This is a genomic window from Streptomyces sp. NPDC026246, from assembly GCF_055567995.1.
This window is the reverse complement of record NZ_JBVHPJ010000004.1, coordinates 19,933-36,809: the sequence shown is the minus strand read 5'-3', so window position 1 is coordinate 36,809 and position 16,877 is coordinate 19,933. Positions and strand designations below refer to the sequence as shown.

The 16,877-nt window shown below is 73.2% G+C and carries 20 protein-coding genes; 12 read left to right on the top strand and 8 right to left on the bottom strand.

Features of this window, described 5'->3' with window-relative positions:
• Positions 1-95: 95 nt before the first annotated feature.
• Entirely contained in the window at positions 96-719 is a 624-nt protein-coding gene (locus ACZ4M5_RS12060; protein WP_467735653.1) for an alpha-ketoglutarate-dependent dioxygenase AlkB, read from the bottom strand.
• A gap of 78 nt (positions 720-797) precedes the next feature.
• Between ACZ4M5_RS12060 and ACZ4M5_RS12055 the strand changes: the two genes are divergently transcribed.
• The gene (locus ACZ4M5_RS12055) at positions 798-1,469 is read left to right on the top strand and encodes a TetR/AcrR family transcriptional regulator (RefSeq protein ID WP_467735651.1); all 672 of its coding nucleotides are present in this window, start codon (positions 798-800) and stop codon (positions 1,467-1,469) included.
• 17 nt (positions 1,470-1,486) lie between these two features.
• Complete coding sequence (locus tag ACZ4M5_RS12050) at positions 1,487-3,160, top strand: FAD-binding dehydrogenase (RefSeq protein ID WP_467735649.1); 1,674 nt, start codon at positions 1,487-1,489, stop codon at positions 3,158-3,160.
• Positions 3,161-3,178: 18 nt separating this feature from the next.
• On the opposite strand, the gene ACZ4M5_RS12045 is transcribed toward ACZ4M5_RS12050, so the two are convergent.
• Positions 3,179-3,532, bottom strand: coding sequence for a DUF488 domain-containing protein (locus tag ACZ4M5_RS12045; protein ID WP_467735647.1), 354 nt, complete (start codon positions 3,530-3,532; stop codon positions 3,179-3,181).
• Positions 3,533-3,682: 150 nt separating this feature from the next.
• On the opposite strand from ACZ4M5_RS12045, the gene ACZ4M5_RS12040 reads away from it, so the two are divergent.
• Positions 3,683-4,126: a DUF6098 family protein gene (locus ACZ4M5_RS12040; protein WP_467735645.1), complete on the top strand. Its 444-nt coding sequence runs from the start codon at positions 3,683-3,685 to the stop codon at positions 4,124-4,126.
• A gap of 40 nt (positions 4,127-4,166) precedes the next feature.
• On the opposite strand, the gene ACZ4M5_RS12035 is transcribed toward ACZ4M5_RS12040, so the two are convergent.
• Both ACZ4M5_RS12035 and ACZ4M5_RS12030 read right to left on the bottom strand, forming a co-directional pair.
• Positions 4,167-4,418, bottom strand: coding sequence for a WhiB family transcriptional regulator (locus tag ACZ4M5_RS12035; protein ID WP_369194178.1), 252 nt, complete (start codon positions 4,416-4,418; stop codon positions 4,167-4,169).
• A 102-nt stretch (positions 4,419-4,520) separates the two neighbouring features.
• Entirely contained in the window at positions 4,521-5,738 is a 1,218-nt protein-coding gene (locus tag ACZ4M5_RS12030) for a saccharopine dehydrogenase family protein (RefSeq protein ID WP_467735643.1), read from the bottom strand.
• A gap of 114 nt (positions 5,739-5,852) precedes the next feature.
• Between ACZ4M5_RS12030 and ACZ4M5_RS12025 the strand changes: the two genes are divergently transcribed.
• A complete protein-coding gene (locus tag ACZ4M5_RS12025) occupies positions 5,853-6,563 on the top strand; it encodes a TetR/AcrR family transcriptional regulator (protein ID WP_467735641.1) in 711 nt (236 codons plus the stop codon).
• 13 nt (positions 6,564-6,576) lie between these two features.
• On the opposite strand, the gene ACZ4M5_RS12020 is transcribed toward ACZ4M5_RS12025, so the two are convergent.
• The gene (locus tag ACZ4M5_RS12020; protein WP_467736532.1) at positions 6,577-7,476 is read right to left on the bottom strand and encodes a LysR family transcriptional regulator ArgP; all 900 of its coding nucleotides are present in this window, start codon (positions 7,474-7,476) and stop codon (positions 6,577-6,579) included.
• Between the two features lie 69 nt (positions 7,477-7,545).
• On the opposite strand from ACZ4M5_RS12020, the gene ACZ4M5_RS12015 reads away from it, so the two are divergent.
• Entirely contained in the window at positions 7,546-8,163 is a 618-nt protein-coding gene (locus tag ACZ4M5_RS12015; RefSeq protein WP_467735639.1) for a LysE/ArgO family amino acid transporter, read from the top strand.
• A gap of 80 nt (positions 8,164-8,243) precedes the next feature.
• Positions 8,244-9,539 carry an MFS transporter gene (locus ACZ4M5_RS12010; RefSeq protein WP_467735637.1) on the top strand — a complete coding sequence of 432 codons (1,296 nt, stop codon included), beginning with the start codon at positions 8,244-8,246 and terminating at the stop codon, positions 9,537-9,539.
• A gap of 4 nt (positions 9,540-9,543) precedes the next feature.
• On the opposite strand, the gene ACZ4M5_RS12005 is transcribed toward ACZ4M5_RS12010, so the two are convergent.
• The 3 genes from ACZ4M5_RS12005 to ACZ4M5_RS11995 form a co-directional block, all read right to left on the bottom strand.
• A complete protein-coding gene (locus tag ACZ4M5_RS12005; protein ID WP_467735635.1) occupies positions 9,544-9,999 on the bottom strand; it encodes a cyclic nucleotide-binding domain-containing protein in 456 nt (151 codons plus the stop codon).
• A 289-nt stretch (positions 10,000-10,288) separates the two neighbouring features.
• On the bottom strand, positions 10,289-11,779 hold the full coding sequence (locus ACZ4M5_RS12000) for an aminotransferase class I/II-fold pyridoxal phosphate-dependent enzyme (protein ID WP_467735633.1): 1,491 nt from the start codon (positions 11,777-11,779) through the stop codon (positions 10,289-10,291).
• Positions 11,780-12,183: 404 nt separating this feature from the next.
• Positions 12,184-12,405, bottom strand: a complete 222-nt coding sequence (locus tag ACZ4M5_RS11995; protein ID WP_467735631.1) for a hypothetical protein — start codon at positions 12,403-12,405, stop codon at positions 12,184-12,186.
• Positions 12,406-12,690: 285 nt separating this feature from the next.
• On the opposite strand from ACZ4M5_RS11995, the gene ACZ4M5_RS11990 reads away from it, so the two are divergent.
• The 6 genes from ACZ4M5_RS11990 (at position 12,691) to ACZ4M5_RS11965 (ending at position 16,877) form a co-directional block, all read left to right on the top strand.
• Positions 12,691-13,173 (top strand): ATP-binding protein, encoded by a 483-nt coding sequence (locus ACZ4M5_RS11990; protein ID WP_467735629.1) that lies wholly within the window; start codon positions 12,691-12,693, stop codon positions 13,171-13,173.
• 215 nt (positions 13,174-13,388) lie between these two features.
• On the top strand, positions 13,389-14,252 hold the full coding sequence (locus tag ACZ4M5_RS11985; RefSeq protein WP_467735627.1) for a SigB/SigF/SigG family RNA polymerase sigma factor: 864 nt from the start codon (positions 13,389-13,391) through the stop codon (positions 14,250-14,252).
• A gap of 31 nt (positions 14,253-14,283) precedes the next feature.
• Positions 14,284-14,565, top strand: coding sequence for a DUF5133 domain-containing protein (locus ACZ4M5_RS11980; RefSeq protein ID WP_467735625.1), 282 nt, complete (start codon positions 14,284-14,286; stop codon positions 14,563-14,565).
• A 104-nt stretch (positions 14,566-14,669) separates the two neighbouring features.
• A complete protein-coding gene (locus ACZ4M5_RS11975; RefSeq protein ID WP_467735623.1) occupies positions 14,670-15,524 on the top strand; it encodes an ANTAR domain-containing protein in 855 nt (284 codons plus the stop codon).
• A gap of 56 nt (positions 15,525-15,580) precedes the next feature.
• A complete protein-coding gene (locus ACZ4M5_RS11970) occupies positions 15,581-16,414 on the top strand; it encodes a DUF1206 domain-containing protein (RefSeq protein ID WP_467735621.1) in 834 nt (277 codons plus the stop codon).
• Between the two features lie 28 nt (positions 16,415-16,442).
• Positions 16,443-16,877 (top strand): hypothetical protein, encoded by a 435-nt coding sequence (locus ACZ4M5_RS11965; RefSeq protein ID WP_369194191.1) that lies wholly within the window; start codon positions 16,443-16,445, stop codon positions 16,875-16,877.

Here is a 16,877-nt window from a genome sequence, read left to right as displayed (position 1 = left end):
GCCGCCGGTTCTGACGGGAGACAGGAAAGCAGACCCCGTTCCGGGCACGGTCGGCGGGGAGGGGGACGGGGCCCGGCCGGTCGCCGCCCGGCGGGTCACCGCACGCCGTGGGGGCGGAACTGGATGCTGATGCGCGGTCCCGTCGCCCGGGTGCTCTTGGGGATCGAGTGCTCCCAGGTGCGCTGGCAGGACCCGCCCATGACGACGAGGTCGCCGTGACCGAGCGGGCGCCGCACGGTGCTGCCGCCGCCGCCCAGTGGCCGCAGCAGCAGGTCCCGCGGTGCTCCGACGGACAGGATGGCGACCATCGTGTCCTCGCGGGCACCGCGTCCGATCCGGTCGCCGTGCCAGGCCACGCTGTCCCGGCCGTCGCGGTAGTAGCACAGTCCGGCGGTGGTGAACGGCTCGCCCAGCTCCTCGCCGTAGTGGGCGCTCAGCGCGTCGCGCGCCTCGGCCAGCACCGGGTGGGGCAGCGGGTCGTCCGCGCCGTAGTGCGCGAGCAGCCGGGGCACCTCGACGACGTGGTCGTACATCTGGCGCCGCTCCGCCCGCCACGGCACCTCGGCGGCGAGCTGTTCGAACAGCGCGTCGGAACCGGAGAGCCACCCGGGCAGCACGTCGAGCCAGGCACCGGGACCGAGCCCGGTGCGGCGGATTCCGTCGAGCGGACCGAGTCGCAGCTCGTCGGTCTGGTCGAAGAGGGAGCCCTGGAGGTGCATGTCTGCAGCGTACCTCCGAATCGAAAAGATGTTCCATTGAGGGATCGGCCGGTCGGTACGAGGTCTTTCGATACAGCGATGTATCGAATACATTCCCGTATCGAAAGGAGGCCGACCGTGCAGGCAACCACCGGCCGTGTGACCCGGCGCCGGGTGCGCACCCGCGCCAAGCTCCTGGACGCCGCGTTCGCCGTCTTCGCGGCCAAGGGCTTCGGGCGCGTCTCGATCGAGGAGATCTGCGACGCCGCCGGGTACACCAGGGGTGCCTTCTACTCCAACTTCTCCAGCCTCGACGAGCTGTTCTTCGCGCTCTACGAGGAACGGGCCGATCTCATCGCCGACCAGGTGGCCGGAGCCCTGGCCCTCGACGGAGACGGCCTGGACGTGCCGGCCGCCGTGGACCGCGTGACCGACGTGCTGCTCCTGGACCGCGACTGGCTGCTGGTCAAGACGGACTTCCTCGTGCACGCGGCCCGCGACCCCGAGGTGGCGCACAGCCTGCTGCGGCACCGCGCCCGGCTGCGGCAGGCCATCGCCGACCGCCTCGCCCGCGCCCGCGGCCACACCCCGCTGCCCGCCGTCCTCGGCGGCACCGACGGCGCCGCCCGGGCCGTGGTCGCGGCGTACGACGGCGTCACCGTCCAACTGCTGCTGGACCGGGACGCCGAGCGCGCCCGGGCCTGGCTGAAACAACTGCTCACGGCCCTGCTGACCGACGGCAGCGGCACCCCGGACCACGCGCAGGACTGAAGAAGGGAACGGTCGCCATGGACGCCGATGTCATCGTCGTCGGAGCGGGCCTCGCCGGCCTGGTCGCGGCACACGAACTGACCAGCAGGGGCAGGAGGGTCGCGCTCGTCGACCAGGAGAACGCCGCCAACCTCGGCGGCCAGGCCTTCTGGTCGTTCGGCGGGCTGTTCCTCGTCGGCTCGCCGGAACAGCGGCGGCTGGGCATCAAGGACTCCTTCGACCTGGCGTGGAGCGACTGGCGCGGCAGCGCCGGCTTCGACCGGCTGGACGACGAGGACTCCTGGGCGGTGCGCTGGGCCCGCGCCTACGTGGAGTTCGCCGCGGGGGAGAAGCGGTCCTGGCTCGACGGCCACGGCATCACGTTCCTGCCCACCGTGGGCTGGGCCGAGCGCGGCGACCTCACCGCGCACGGCCACGGCAACACCGTCCCCCGCTTCCACATCGCCTGGGGCACCGGCACCGGCGTCGTCGAGCCCTTCGTGCGCTACGCCCGGCAGGCCGCCGAGGACGGGCTGCTCACCTTCCACCACCGCCACCGGGTCGACGCCCTGGTCGTCGAGGGCGGTGCCGCCCGGGGCGTGCGCGGCACGGTCCTCGCCGAGGACCGCTCACCGCGCGGCGTCGCCTCCAACCGCGAGGCCGTCGGCGCGTTCGAACTCACCGCCCAGGCCGTCGTCGTCACCAGCGGCGGCATCGGGGCGAACCACGACATCGTCCGCCGCCACTGGCCCGAGCGCCTGGGCACCCCGCCACGCGAGATGGTCACCGGCGTCCCGGCCTACGTCGACGGCCGGATGCTCGACATCAGCGCCGAGGCGGGCGCACGCCTGGTCAACCGCGACCGCATGTGGCACTACACCGAGGGCCTGCAGAACTGGGACCCGATCTGGCCCGGCCACGGCATCCGCATCCTGCCCGGACCGTCCTCGATGTGGTTCGACGCCCTCGGCCGCCGTCTGCCCGGGCCGTACCTGCCCGGCTACGACACCCTCGGCACCCTGAAGCACCTGCGCACCACCGAGGACATCGCCGGGTACGACCATTCCTGGTTCATCCTCACCCAGAAGATCATCGAGAAGGAGTTCGCGCTTTCGGGCTCCGAGCAGAACCCGGACATCACCGCCAAGGACCGCGCCGGATTCCTCAAGGAACGCATCCTCGGCAAGGGCGCGCCCGGACCGGTCGACGCCTTCCTGCGCAACGGCGCCGACTTCGTCACCGCACCCGGTGTCGAGCAGCTCGTGGAGAAGATGAACCGCCTCACCGACGAGCCGCTGCTCGACGCCGAGGACATCAGACGCCAGATCGAGGCCCGCGACCTGCAGATCGCCCACCCCTACGCCAAGGACGCCCAGGTGCAGGGCATCCGCAACGCCCGCCGCTACATCGGGGACCGCCTGGGCCGGGTCGCCACCCCGCACCGCATCCTCGACCCCGCGGCCGGCCCGCTGATCGGCGTCAAGCTGCGCGTCCTCACCCGCAAGACCCTCGGCGGCATCCAGACCGACCTCGACTCCCGCGCCCTGGGAGCCGACGGCACACCGATCGAGGGCCTCTACGCGGCGGGGGAGGTCGCCGGGTTCGGCGGCGGGGGAGTGCACGGCTACAACGCCCTGGAAGGCACCTTCCTCGGCGGATGCCTCTTCTCGGGCCGGGCCGCGGGCCGCGCGGCGGCGAAGCAGACCGCCTGACGGTCGCGGGCCCGCCGCTCAGCCTCGCAGGAGGCGGGCCAGCACGGTGGCGTGGCTCTGCTCCGGCGTCTTCGACGCCGTCAGCAGGGTCACGTCGCCCTTGCGCCGGACCACATCACGCAGATCGTCGAGCGCCTCGGCGGCCGCGTCGGCGGTCAGTTCCGCCTCGTACCGCTCGGCGAACTCCTCGTAGGAGCCCTCGCCCGCGTGGTACCAGCGGCGCAGTTCCGTCGACGGGGTGAGCGCCTTCGGCCACTCGTCGACCCGTGCCGCGTCCTTCGCCAGTCCGCGCGGCCACAGCCGGTCGACCAGGACCCGGGTCCCGTCCTGTGGCTCGGCGGGGTCGTAGACACGGCGCACGCGGACGTTCACGGCCGGCTCCTCTCGGTGGCTCGCGGCGGGGCGGTGGCGTGAGCCTAACCCCGAACGGCGGCCGGCACCGCCCGGATGCGACCCGGCAGGTTCCGCGCACGCCCGGCGGGTACTCCGTCCGCCGACGGCGCCGAACGAGGAGGTCATGGCATGAGCGCGAAGGACGACCTGCCGGTCGTGCGCACACTCGACGAACTCGCCGAACTGGTCGAGCGGCACGACGGCCTGTACGTCCGCTGGTCCCGCGGCCCGGAGACCGATCTGCGCAGAGTGTCCAGCAAGGACGACCTGACCGGGGTGCAGATGCCGGGTCTGTCCGCCAATCCGCTCGGTGTGGAGGAGTGGTGGCAGGACCGCCCGGTCCGCCTGTGGGTGGCGCGCCGCCTGTTCGACTACGCCCACCTGCCGCACGACAAGGGTCCCGGGGTGCAGCCCTGGGTGCTCGCGGGGCGGGAGGCGGCCCGCGGGCCGGACAACGAACCGCTGGTCGTCGAGGCCCGGCCGCTGTGCCGGATCGACCAGCGGGTGATCGACGAGGCGAAGGCGGAGGTCGCCCGGCAGGAGAACCCCTGGGGGTCGCTGCGGCGCAGCTGACCCCCAGGGGGAGGGGAGGGAGGAGAGGAGGGGGACGGACTCAGCCGGAGCGGCGGCGGGCTGCGGCACGCCGCTTCAGCGCACGGCGTTCGTCCTCGCTGGTCCCGCCCCACACGCCGATGGACTGCCCGGTGTCCAGCGCCCACTGCAGGCACTGCTCCTGCACCGGGCAACGCCGGCACACCCCCTTGGCCTGTTCGGTCTGCAACAGGGCCGGACCGGAGGTGCCGATCGGGAAGAACAGCTCGGGGTCCTCGGTCCGGCAGGAAGCGTGGTTGCGCCAGTTGTCCATCGAAGTCACCTGCATCGCGGTAGAGATGTGCAGTTTCGGATGCTCGCTTCTGTCCGGGTCACCGGTCGACGCGTGGTGAAACCGGGGTTCGTGGACGAACCGTCACTGCTCGCGCATGCCCCACGGGGAGCCGTAGCCCGTCAGCAGGTCCAGGAAGGGGCGGGCGGGGAACGCCTCGGGACCGAGCACACCGGTGCCCGACCAGGCGCCCGTGGCGAGGAGTTCGAGTGCGACCACGGGGTTGACGGCGGTCTGCCACACCACGGCCTGTGAGCCGTACTCGGTCATCGACCACTGGTTGTCCACCACGTGGTAGAGGTACACCTCCCGCTGCTTCCCGTCCTTGACCCCGCGCACCCAGGTGCCCGCACACGTCTTGCCGTGCATCCGCTCGCCCAGGGTCGCCGGGTCGGGCAGACAGGCGGCGACCACGTCCCGGGGCGAGACGGCCACCGGACCGTCCGGCCCGGGCACGGTCACCGGCTCGGTGCGGTCCAGTCCCAGCAGGTGCAGCGTCTTCAGTGTCTCGACGAACTCCCGGCCCAGGCCGTACTTGAAAGTCACCCGGCGCGCGTCGACCCAGCGCGGCACGAGCAGCACCTCCTCGTGCTCCACGTTCACGCACTCGACCGGGCCGATGCCCTCCGGGAAGTCGAACACCTCGGGCTCGCTGAAGGGTTCGGTGGTGAACCAGCCACGGTCGCTCTCGTAGACCACCGGCGGGTTGAGGCACTCCTCGATGGTGGTCCAGATGCTGAAGGACGGGGCGAAGTCGTACCCGTCGACGGTCAGGTTCGCGCCGTCCCGGATGCCGATCTCCTCGATCTCGTCGAAGAGTTCGTCGGCGGCGTAGCGGGCGAACACGTCGGACAGGCCCGGCTCCACGCCCATGCCGACCAGGGCCAGCAGGCCCTCCTTCTCCCAGTCGGCCGCCTGCTCGAACTGCTCGTCGCCCAGCTTCACCCCCACGTGCGCGTAGGGCCGCTCGGGGTGCGGACGGGACAGCGACATCGCCATGTCGAGATAGGTGGCGCCGGCCGCGCGGGCCGCACGGAAGAGCGGCATCACGAAGCGCGGGTCGGTGGCGTTGAGCAGGACGTCGCAGCGGTGCCAGGCGAGCAGCCGGGAGACGGCCGCCTCGTCACCCGCGTCGACCTGCTCCGCGGTGAAACGGGCGTCCCCGCCGAGCGCGGCCACCGCCGCCTCGGCCCGGGCCGGGTCGTAGTCGGCCACCACCATGGCCTCGAAGAACGGCCGCCGAGCCGCGATCCGGGTGATCGCGCCGCCCACACCGCCGGCACCCACGAGCAGAACACGCATGACAGAAACTCCCTATTTGCGAAGAACGTGACGCGCCTTGGGACCGATACAACGCCGCCCGGTGCCTTAAGGTCAATGGCGTTGGCATAAGGAGCGTGAGGAGGGAGCACCGTCGTGCCCAAGCCCGTGGTGCCCGAGGGCGAGCGCCGCCGGCGCAGGCCCACCAAGAGCGGGACCGTGCTGTCCGAGGAACTGATCGTCGAGACCGCGCTGCGCATGCTGCGCGAGCACGGCAGCGCCGGCCTGACCGCCCGCCGGCTGGGCCTGGCCCTGGACGCCGACCCGAGCACGCTCTACCGGTACTTCCGGGGCATGGACGACCTCACGCTCGCCATCGGCGACGCCCTGATCGGCCAGGCGCTCGACGGCTGGCGGCGCACCGGAGACTGGCGGGACGACCTGCGCTCCTTCGGGCTGCGGGTGCACGCCGCGTACGTCGAGCACCCGCAGGCGGCGGTGCTCACCGCGAGCCGCGTCTCCGGCCGGGTCAGCGAGATCGCGGCCGACGAGGCGCTGCTGGACGTCCTGCGCACGGCGGGTTTCCCGCTGCCCGAGGCGGTGCGGGTCTACCACGCCTTCATCGACACCACCCTCGGACTGGCCGCGCTGGACGCCGCCTCCCTCGCGCTGCCCGCCGACTCGCTCCGCTCCGACGAGGAGATGTGGCGCTCGACCTACGCCCGGCTGCCCGCCGCCACGCATCCCCGCATCGCCGAGGCGGCACCGCTGCTCGCCACCCGTATGGTCACCAGCGCCTACCCCACGGCCCTGGAGATGCTGCTGGACAGCGCGCAGGCCCGGCTGGAGGCCTGCCGGGAGGCGTGAGGCCCCAGGGGTCTCACGCCCGCAGGGCTTCGGCGGCGACCGCCGTCACCGTCCGGGCCACCTGGGCGAGAGCGGGCGAGTCGAGCTTCCACTGCTGCCAGTACAGCGGGACGTCCACGGCCCGGTCCGGCGCGATACCCACGAGCCGCCCGTCCCGGAGCAGGGGCGCCGCCTGGGCCTCGGGCACCAGGCCCCAGCCGAGCCCGGCCGCGACCGCCTCGGCGAACCCCTCCGAGGTCGGCACGTACTGCCGCAGCGCACTCGCGCCGCTGCGGCCGGCCGTGAGCCGCCGGACGAACCCGTCCTGGAAGTCGTCCCGCCGGTCGAAGACCACCACCGGCACCCGGGGGAGGACCTGCGCGAGGGGCGCGCGCAGATGGCGCGCGGCGAACTCCGGCGAGGCCGCGGGAAGGTAGCGCATGCGCCCCAGCGAGCGCACCGAGCAGCCCGGCACTGCGTCCGGCGACGAGGTCACCGCCGCCATCACCACCCCCTCGCGGAGCAGGGCGGCCGTGTGGTCCTCGTCCTCGCGGCGCAGCTCGAAACAGAGCCGCGCCTCTTGCGGCACCCGCGTGAGGACGGGCAGGAACCAGGTCGCCAGCGAGTCCGCGTTCACCGCCACCGACACCCGCGTCGGCTCCCCGCCGCCGCTGAGTCCCAGCTCCGCGTAGGCGTCCTGTTCCAGCCGCGCCACCTGGCGGGCCAGCCGCACCAGCACGTCGCCCGACTCCGTCGCCCGCACCGGCTTGGTCCGCAGCAGCAGCACCCGCCCCGTGCGCTGCTCCAGTGCCTTCACGCGCTGGCTGACCGCGGACGGCGTCACGTGCAGAACGGCGGCGGCCGCGTCGAACGTCCCCTCGTCCACCACCGCGAGCAGGGTGCGCACCTGGTCCAGCGGGAGATCCGTCATCATCACGAGCGCTAACGATACGTAAGAATCCTTAGCTGGACCTGCAGGAGCCGGATCCGTAGCGTCGGCGCCATGACCAGCACCCTCACCGCCGGCGCCGCCGGATTCGGCACCGGACTGTCCCTCATCGTCGCCATCGGGGCCCAGAACGCCTTCGTGCTGCGCCAGGGGATACGCCGCCAGGCCGTCCTCGCCGTGGTCGGCATCTGCGCCCTGTCCGACGCCCTGCTCATCGCGCTCGGAGTCGGCGGTGTCGGAGCGGTGGTGGTGGCGTGGCCGGGCGCGCTGCGGGCGGTCGGCTGGATCGGCGGCGCCTTCCTGCTCTGCTACGGGGCCCTGGCCGCGCGGCGGGTGATCCGGCCCGGCGGCGGGGCGCTGCGGGCGGAGGGGGAGGCGGCCGGCTCCGTACGCCGGGCCGTGCTGACCTGCCTGGCCATGACCTGGCTGAACCCGCACGTCTACCTCGACACCGTCTTCCTCCTCGGATCCGTCGCCGCCGACCACGGCCCCCTGCGCTGGACGTTCGGCCTCGGGGCCGTGCTCGCCAGCCTGTGCTGGTTCACCGCCCTGGGCTTCGGCGCCCGGCTGCTCGGCCGGTTCCTGGCCAGGCCCGCCGCCTGGCGCGTACTGGACGCCCTGGTCGCCGCCACCATGATCGTGCTCGGAGCCGTACTCGTCGCCGGAAGCTGACACCGGCGGCGGCGGGTCCGGCGACCGGTGCGATAGTGATCCCGGCCGGAAAGATGTAACGAGCATCGAGGAAGCGGCGCGTGGACGCGAGCGAGAGCACGACCGAAGAGCGGGAAGCCGGACCCGACCCGTCCCGGCGGCGCGGCCGGCGCCGCTGGGCCATGGACACCCGGCCGCTGCGCCACCCCGCCTACCGCCGGCTGTGGAGCTCCACCATCGTCACCGCCGTCGGCAGCCAGCTCACCGCCGTCGCCGTGCCCCAGCAGATCTACGGCATCACCGGCTCCTCGGCGTGGGTGGGCGCCGCGAGCCTGGCCGGCCTGGTCCCGCTGATCGTGTTCGCGCTGTGGGGCGGGGCGATCGCCGACACCATGGACCGGCGCCGGCTGCTGCTCGTCACCAACAGCGGCATCGCCCTCACCTCGCTGCTGTTCTGGCTCCAGGCCCTCGCCGGGATGGAGTCGGTGGCCGCGCTCATGCTGCTGCTGGCCATGCAGCAGGCGTTCTGGGGTCTGAACGCGCCCGCCCGCAGTGCCTCCATCGCCCGGCTGGTGCCGGCGGACGAGCTGCCCGCGGCCAACGCCCTCGGCTCGACCGTGATGCAGACCGGGCAGATCGCCGGCCCCCTGCTGGCCGGCGCCCTCATACCCGTCGTCGGGCTGCCCGAGCTCTACCTCCTCGACGCCCTGGCCCTGTGCGTCACGGTCTGGGCCGTGTACCGGCTGCCGGCGCTGCCGCCCCTGTCGGGTGCGGGAGCCAAGCGCCGTGCGGGCCTGCGGGAGATCGCCGCCGGATTCCGTTACATCTCCGGGCACGCCGTGCTGCTGCTGTCCTTCCTCGCCGACATCGTGGCGATGGTGTTCGGCATGCCCCGCGCCCTGTTCCCGCAGCTCGCCGCCCAGACGTTCGCGCCCTACGGCGAGGGCATCGCGCTGGGGCTGCTGTTCGCCGCGATCCCCGTCGGGGCCGTGCTCGGCGGACTGTTCTCCGGCACCTTCTCCCGGGCCCGGCGGCACGGCTGGATGGTCATCGGTGCGGTCGTGGCCTGGGGCGCGGCCATCACCGGGTTCGGGCTCAGCCGCAGCCTCTGGGTCGCGGTGGCGTTCCTCGCGCTCGCCGGCGTGGCCGACATGGTGTCCATGGTCTTCCGCGGGGCGATCCTGCTGTCCGCCGCCACCGACGAGATGCGCGGGCGCATGCAGGGGGTGTTCACCGTCGTCGTGGCGGGCGGGCCGCGCCTGGCCGACGTGCTGCACGGCACCGCCGGATCCGCCTTCGGCCCCCGCACCGCCGTCGCGGGCGGCGGGCTGCTGGTGGTCGCCGTGATGCTGGCGCTCGCCGCCGCCGTCCCGGCGCTGCGGCGCTACCGCGTCTGACGGCTCACAGGGCGCCGCGCCGGTGCAACGTGTACTGCTCCATGAGCTTGCCCCGCGTCATCTCCAGCCGGTGCGCCAGCACCTCGGCGACGTTGCGCACCAGCGTCAGACCGAGCTGCGGGTCCTCCTCGGTCAGCCGCAGCACGGCTTCCGCGTCGAACTCGTAGGCCCGCACCGGGCTGAACGCCACCGCGCCGAAGTCCCAGACGTACGGCGGGAACAGCCACGACCAGCCGAGCAGGTCGCCCGCGCCGAGGGTCGCGACGGTGACCCGCTGCAGGGAGTTCACCTGCTGGTCCAGGGAGACCGCCCCGGAGCGGATGACCCAGAAGCGGTCGGCCGTGCCGCCGGGCTCGAAGATGCGGGCGTCCTCGGGGAAGGAGACCTCCCGGGCGAGCTCCATCAGGTGATGCCGCTGGGGCGGGGGCAGGGCGGTCAGGAGTTTGATCGCTTTGGTCATGCGGGGCTCCTCGCCGGGCGGTCGACTGGGGTGCTGTCCCTATGCCCATTTCAGCCGCTCGGGGGAACCGGGGCACCTCGGCGTCGGGGACTTCCCGGATCCGGGGCCCCGCCGCGCGGGCCGGTCGCGCCCGGGCATGAAAAAGCCCTGGCTGGACGGGGGAAACCAGCCAGGGCAGTACACGGTGATGCACGAAGGACGGCGCGGTCCACCTCGTCACCACGTATGAATGAACGCTAAACCATTTGACGCGCTCGTGCGTAGTCGAAACCCGGTTGCGTGACCCGTTTCACTTTCCGGGCCGCCGCGCCCCCTCGTCGAGCACCCGGACCGTCCGCAGCGCCGGGTCCGTCGGGTCGGGGAGGTGCATGCCCGCGTCCAGCCCGCTGCGCAGATAGGCCAGCACCGGCTCGGTCAGGCGCTCGCCGGGGAGCACCGCCGGGATGCCCGGCGGGTACGGCGTGATCATCTCCGCGGCGATCCGCCCGGCCGCCTCCGCGAGCGGCACGGCCTGCGCCGGGCCGAAGAACGCGTCACGCGGCAGCAGCGCCTGCTCCATCCGCAGGGCCGCGGGCGAGGGCACCTCCACCCTCGGTGCCCGCGGCAGATCCCGGGCGGCCCGGGCCAGGTCCGCCAGGGCCTCCAGCAGTTCCCCGGTGGTGTCCCGGTCGTCGCCGTGGGTGATCTGCATGCCGATGCGGCGGTGGTCCACCAGGTGCGCGTCGACCTGCCGGTGCTCGCGCAGCCAGTCCGCGGCCTGGAAGCCCGTGATGCCCAGGTCGGAGAGGTCGATGACGCCGGGCAGCGGGTCGAAGTCGTCGGAGAGGCCCGGACCGCAGAAGTCCGCGCGGTCGTTGACGTGCATCCCGTCGATCTCCTCGATGGCCGCCCGCACCTCGGCCGCGAGATCCAGGGCGCCGCCCATGAGTTCCTCGCCGCGCAGCGCCATCTGCCGCCGCCAGCCGTCCAGACCGGCGTAGATCAGGACCGACGGGCTGGTCGTGCCCAGCAGGTCGGCGCGCATGCCGAGCAGCTCCGGCGGGACCAGATCGCCCTGCAGATGGAAGACCGAACCCTGCTCCAGGCCGCTGCCCATCTTGTGGATGCTGGTCACGCAGATGTCCGCGCCCGCGTCCATCGCCCAGGAGGGCAGGCCGGGGTGGAACGGCAGGTGCGCGCCCCACGCCTCGTCCACGATCAGCGGCCGGGAGCGCCGGTGGCACACGTCGGCGATCGCCCGCAGGTCCGCGCAGCCGCCGTAGGGCGTCGGACTGGTGACCAGCGCGCCGCGTGCGTCCGGGTGCGCCTCGAAGGCACGCTCGAACTCCTCGGCCGACGGGGGATGGGCCAGGTGCCGCTCCGCGTCCCAGCGGGGCTCGACCCAGACCGGCTCGATGCCCGAGATGATCAGGCCCGACACCACCGACTTGTGGGCGTCCCGCCCGATCAGCAGCTTCTCGTGCGGGCCCGCGACCGCCAGCATGGCCGCCTTCACCGACAGGGAGCTGCCGCACGTGCTGAAGAACGTGTGCTCGGCGTGGACCGCGTCGGCCATCAGCTCCTGCGCCCGCTCCAGCACGCGGCCCCGCGTCAGGCGGTCGTCCAGGCCCCCCGACGCCAGCACGTCCCCGTGGAACACCGCGTCCCCGAGGATCTCCCGGACCTCCGGGTCCGCACCGCGCGCCTGCTTGTGCCCGGGCGGCGTGAACGACACATGTCCCTTCCTGCGGTAGGCGTCGAGGGCGTCCAGGACGGGGGCTCGGCTGTGGTCGACTGTCATGCGCACCTGGTGCCCGACACGGACGCGGGCAATCCGCCGGCCCGCCGAGGGACCACGCCCTGGCCCGGTGGGCCGCCGGCCGCGCGGCGAGCCGGTTCCGCCGTCCCCGGGGCAGGCGGGCGCCGGGCACCTGCCGACTCCGGCTCGCCGTCAAGAGGGGGCAGGTACGGGCCGTCCCTCCTGCGTGCCGCGCCGGGACCGTCGTCCTCCGTCCTCCAGGGGACGTGGGTGTGCCGGGCGGGTTCCCGGACCCCGGGGCGCCGGGACGCCGGGACGCCAGGGTGCGCCGGTCTGGGCCATAGCCGTCACCCGATCAGCCGCAGGCCGTGTAACGGCCCCGGCCCTGCCCCTATTTCCGGTCGTCGCCGCCCGGTGAAGGGCGGTCCCGAGGGCGGAAGACCGGGTCAGGCCTCGGCGGTGTGCCGGCCCGGCGCCACGATCTCGTCCAGCACCCGCGCCACCGCCTCGAACGACATCCGCCGCACGGCCGCGTCCCGGGCTCCCTGCGGGTCGGTCGCGTCCAGTTCCTCGCTGCGGGCCCGCCACGCCCGCTCCTCCTCCAGCGCGCACGTCCTCGCACGCTGGATACGCCGCAGCAGTTCGTCGGAGTCCACCACATCGGTCATGACCACCGCCTACCCCGTGAACGCCCGGGGATGGCACCCGCTGCGGCCGTCCGGGGCGTCTTCGGGACCGGACCCCGGCCCATCGGGGTCTTTCCGGCGGGGCCGAGGTTTGCAGGTGCGGCGAGAGGTGAGCCGGACAGGGAGACCCGCGGGGCCCCGGGGCACACCCCCGACGGCTGCGGCAGGCAGCAGGAAGCGGTGGATCCGTGGACCCCCGACGCGCCGGACGGACACCGGGCGCGGTCCGGCCCCCGCTTCCGTCCGCATCGACCAGGGAGCTGCAGGATGTGCGACGAGCGCATGACCGACCTCTACCTCTCCGAGCCGCCGGGGGCGGAACGGCCCCGGCCGCGCCAACCGGCCGAGGCACGCCTGGCCGTGCGCCGGGCCGTGGCCGAACGCTGCCGCGCCACCCCCACCCCCTGCGACGCCGACGCCCTCTCGGACGCGCTGCTCGTCGCCTCGGAACTGACCAGCAACGCGATCCTCCACGGCGGCGGGGTCACGGACTTCCAGGTGGACGTCGACGGCGCCCGCGTGCGGCTCTCCGTGAGCGACCGCAGTGACCGGCTGCCCGTGGCCGCACCACGCACCGACCCGCAGGGGCGCACCCGGCACGGGGGACACGGCTGGCCGATCGTCTGCCGGCTCTCCCGTGACGTCCGGGTGTCCGACCTGCCCGCCGGCGGCAAGTGCATCACCGCCGTCGTCCCCCTCGTCCGGCAGACCGCGGACCCCTCCCGCCGGACCTCCTCCGGCAGGCCGTGAACCCTTCCCGTCGATAGGTGTGCAAAGCGGGATTCCGGATTCTTCGGCAAAGTGGAGTTTGCTGCCCCGGGGTAGGGGCAGACGCAATTTCGTGCTTCGGACCGGAGGCGCGCCAGCGGGAGCCATACGGCTGCCCCGGAGGCCCACTTCGGCGTTTCCGGGCAGCGTTCCTCCCGCGGTCAATCCCTGAAACGACCGTTCAGGAGCGAATCCGCATGCTCATCGATACGCCCACCCATCGTCCCGGCACGCCCGAAACGACGGCCACCTCCGCCCGGCGGCGCCACGACGACGCCCCCGACACCGCGGCCCTGTTCGCCCGGATGGCGGAACTGGAGGAAGGCCCCGAGCGGGACGCCGTCCGCGACGAACTGGTCACCCTCTGGCTGCCCATGGCCCACCGCATCGCCGGTCGCTTCCGCGACCGCGGGGAGTCCCTCGAGGACCTCCGCCAGGTGGCCGCCCTGGGCCTGGTCAAGGCCATCGACCGCTTCGACCCGAGCCGGGGCGCCTTCGAGAGCTACGCCGTCCCCACCATCACCGGTGAGGTCAAGCGGCACTTCCGCGACCGCATGTGGGCCCTGCGGGTCCCCCGCCGCGTGCAGGAACTGCGCAACAAGGTGCGGGTGGCACGGCGTGAACTCACCCAGAACCCCGGCAGCCCCGAGCCCTCCGTGGCGGACATCGCCCGCCACACCGGCCTGACCGAGGAAGAGGTCGGTGCCGGGCTGGAGGCCCTGGAGAGCTTCAGCACCCTGTCGCTGGACGCCGAACTCTCGACGGACGACGACGGCTACAGCCTCGCCGACACCCTCGGCGCGGCGGACTCGTCGTACGACATCGTGATCGACCGCGAATCCGCCAAGGAAGGCCTGCGCCGGCTGCCCGAGCGCGAACGGGCCATCCTCTACATGCGCTTCTTCGAGGACATGACGCAGAGCCGGATCGCCGACCGGCTCGGCATCTCCCAGATGCACGTGTCCCGCCTCATCAGCCGCAGCTGCGCCCGCGTGCGTGACGAGGTCCTGGGACAGCGGACCGGGAAGCGGGGCACCGGCGGCCCCTCCACCACGGTCTGACCCACCGAATCTCACCGAGGAGCAACGAACCATGCTGAGGCCCAACCCCGCCGTGCTGCGCCGTCTCGTCGACGAGTACGAGGCACTGACCGCCGCAGACGCCGGCCGTGGTCCCGCAGACACGAACCCGCGGGTGCGCGACCTGGCGTACACGCTGTGCGTGACCACCGGCACCCGGGACGTGCGACGCGCCCTGGAAGCCGCCCACCAGTGGCTCGCCGCCGCGTCCGTGTCCGTCCCGGCCCGGGAGACGATTCCCGCCCCCGCGGCCGCGGTCGCCGAGGCACGCGTGCCGGCCGCCGGCAGCGCCTGACCACGTGTGTCCCTGACACGGCGGGGAAGGCGAGCCTGAGCAAGGGGCCCGGCCGACGGCGCAGCCGCGGCCGGGCCCGCCCCTGCCCGGAGCGAGGGAGTGCCATGTCCGCAGCGGGACGGACAGCCGCCGACGATGACGACGAGCTGGAGCGGCTGCGCGCCGAGGTACGCGACCTGCGGGCCCGGGCCCGGGTGCACCCGCTGATCTCCCAGGCCCAGGGCGTGCTCCAGGAGCGGTACGGCCTGGCCGACGCCGAGAGCGCCTTCGCCCTGATGCAGCGGGCCTCCCAGCGCCACAACGTCAAGCTGCGCAGCCTGGCCGAGACCCTGGTCACCGTCCCCCGGCCCGACGCCGGGCAGCAGCTGTGGTTCCCGCGGCGGGTCCGGCAGCCGCCGCCGGAGCTCACCTTCACCACCGCGCACCGGGAGTCCGGAGGCCGCGGCGCGGTCCTCAGGGCCGTGCTCGGACACACCCTGACGGTGACCGGCACGTCCATGGGCAACGTCCAGCTCACCGACCGGGCCCGGGGCGGGCTGCGCATGGAGGAGCACACCGGGCTCACGGACCGCTTCGTCGACTTCTTCGCCCATGTCGGGGAGGACGGCACCTCCTGCGCCCAGGCCGCCCGCGACGTCTCCCAGGTGACCGTGCGCGACGTGGAGAGCGCCCCGGTGTTCACCGAACCGGCCCGGCTGGCGATCCTGGAGGCGGGCAGCAGGGCGTGCCACAGCGTGCCCCTCACGACCGCGTCAGGGCGCTGCGTCGGCATGGTCTCGGCCCACATGGACCGTCCCCTGACCGGGCTGACCACCGCCCAGATCAAAGCCCTGGACTCCATGGGCGGCCAGGCCGGCCGCTGGCTCGCCTGGCACGACCGCACGGTCGTGCCCGACGCCCTGGAGTACCTGCACGCGCTCGGGCGCACCGCCCGCGGCGCGCGGCTGCGCCGCTCCTGACGCCACCCGGGTGTGTGGCCCCCGAGGCGGGGCATCCGCACCTCCGGGAGGTCGAGATGAACTCGAGTGCGATGGCACAGAACGGCGTCCGGGCCCGGCGTATGGCGCGGGGCTCGGTGACCGAGGGGGCGGCGCGGGCGGGCCTGAGCGCCCGGGGTGTGATCTATCTGCTGGTCGGCGCGCTGGCCGTGCAGATCGCCTTCGGTGACACGGGCAAGCAGGCCGACCGCGGCGGTGCCTTGGCGGAACTGTCCCAGAAGCCCTTCGGCGCGGTACTGCTCTGGGCGCTGGGCATCGGCCTGGTGGGCATGGCGCTGTGGCGGCTGTCCGAGGTGCTGTTCGGCTCGGTCGGCAAGGACGGCCGCAGCCCCCGCAAGCGGCTGCTGTCCGCGGTCCGTTTCTGCTTCTACTCCTTCGTCGCCTACTCCGTCCTGTCCTTCGCGGCCACCCGCCACCAGAGCGGCGGATCCAGCGACCAGCAGTCCCGTGACGCCACCGCCAAGGTCATGGAGATGCCCGGCGGCCAGTGGCTGGTCGGCGCGGCCGGGCTCGCCGTCGTCGCGGCCGGCGGCTGGATCGGCGTACGGGCCGCGATGCGCAAGTACCACGACAAGATGCGCATGGGGCAGATGAGCCGGCGGACCCGGCAGTTCGTGGACGTCACCGGCGTGGCCGGCGGCGTGGCCCGCGGCCTGGTGTTCGCCGCCGCCGGAATCTTCGCGGTCCGCGCCGCCGTCGACTACGAACCGGACAAGGCCAAGGGCCTGGACGACACCCTGCGGACCTTCGCCGACACCCCGCTCGGCCCCTGGCTGCTGGTGATCGTCGCGGTCGGGCTGGTGCTCTTCGGGGTGTTCTCGTTCGCCATGGCCCGCTATCGGCGCGTCTGAGCCGCTCCGAACGGGGAACACGAGGCCAATGAGCGATTCCGAGATTCCGCATGGTGATGGCCGTCCCGTGGACGTGTACCTGGACCTCCTGCGCATCCGGATGGACACGGAGGACTACAGCCTCCTGATGCGCGCGGTGGAACCGGTGCTCCAGGCGATCGACGAGGAACGCCTGTCCAGCCTGGACTTCGCGCTCGACTCCGGGACCGACGACGAACTGCCGCAGGAGGTCCGTGACGAGGTGGCCCTCGTCATCGCCACGGCCGTCACCGGCCGCCTGGACAACGAGGTGATCGAGCTCGACGTCGACGACACCGGCCCGGTCCGGATCGTCACGGACGCCTCCACGGCCTCCGACCCCGTCCGGCTCGGCGAGATCGCCGACTACATCAAGGAGCGGCACCGCCAGACCGAGGAGCTGCGCGGCATCGCCGAGGTGAGCGGACTGCCCACCGACTTCTGA

Coding starts and splice junctions, on each gene's coding strand:
- ACZ4M5_RS12060 (WP_467735653.1), bottom strand. CDS start 719: ATGCACCTCCAGGGCTCCCTCTTCGACCAGACCGACGAGCTGCGACTC.
- ACZ4M5_RS12055 (WP_467735651.1), top strand. CDS start 798: ATGTATCGAATACATTCCCGTATCGAAAGGAGGCCGACCGTGCAGGCA.
- ACZ4M5_RS12050 (WP_467735649.1), top strand. CDS start 1,487: ATGGACGCCGATGTCATCGTCGTCGGAGCGGGCCTCGCCGGCCTGGTC.
- ACZ4M5_RS12040 (WP_467735645.1), top strand. CDS start 3,683: ATGAGCGCGAAGGACGACCTGCCGGTCGTGCGCACACTCGACGAACTC.
- ACZ4M5_RS12035 (WP_369194178.1), bottom strand. CDS start 4,418: ATGGACAACTGGCGCAACCACGCTTCCTGCCGGACCGAGGACCCCGAG.
- ACZ4M5_RS12030 (WP_467735643.1), bottom strand. CDS start 5,738: ATGCGTGTTCTGCTCGTGGGTGCCGGCGGTGTGGGCGGCGCGATCACC.
- ACZ4M5_RS12020 (WP_467736532.1), bottom strand. CDS start 7,476: ATGATGACGGATCTCCCGCTGGACCAGGTGCGCACCCTGCTCGCGGTG.
- ACZ4M5_RS12015 (WP_467735639.1), top strand. CDS start 7,546: ATGACCAGCACCCTCACCGCCGGCGCCGCCGGATTCGGCACCGGACTG.
- ACZ4M5_RS12005 (WP_467735635.1), bottom strand. CDS start 9,999: ATGACCAAAGCGATCAAACTCCTGACCGCCCTGCCCCCGCCCCAGCGG.
- ACZ4M5_RS12000 (WP_467735633.1), bottom strand. CDS start 11,779: ATGACAGTCGACCACAGCCGAGCCCCCGTCCTGGACGCCCTCGACGCC.
- ACZ4M5_RS11995 (WP_467735631.1), bottom strand. CDS start 12,405: ATGACCGATGTGGTGGACTCCGACGAACTGCTGCGGCGTATCCAGCGT.
- ACZ4M5_RS11990 (WP_467735629.1), top strand. CDS start 12,691: ATGTGCGACGAGCGCATGACCGACCTCTACCTCTCCGAGCCGCCGGGG.
- ACZ4M5_RS11985 (WP_467735627.1), top strand. CDS start 13,389: ATGCTCATCGATACGCCCACCCATCGTCCCGGCACGCCCGAAACGACG.
- ACZ4M5_RS11980 (WP_467735625.1), top strand. CDS start 14,284: ATGCTGAGGCCCAACCCCGCCGTGCTGCGCCGTCTCGTCGACGAGTAC.
- ACZ4M5_RS11975 (WP_467735623.1), top strand. CDS start 14,670: ATGTCCGCAGCGGGACGGACAGCCGCCGACGATGACGACGAGCTGGAG.
- ACZ4M5_RS11970 (WP_467735621.1), top strand. CDS start 15,581: ATGAACTCGAGTGCGATGGCACAGAACGGCGTCCGGGCCCGGCGTATG.
- ACZ4M5_RS11965 (WP_369194191.1), top strand. CDS start 16,443: ATGAGCGATTCCGAGATTCCGCATGGTGATGGCCGTCCCGTGGACGTG.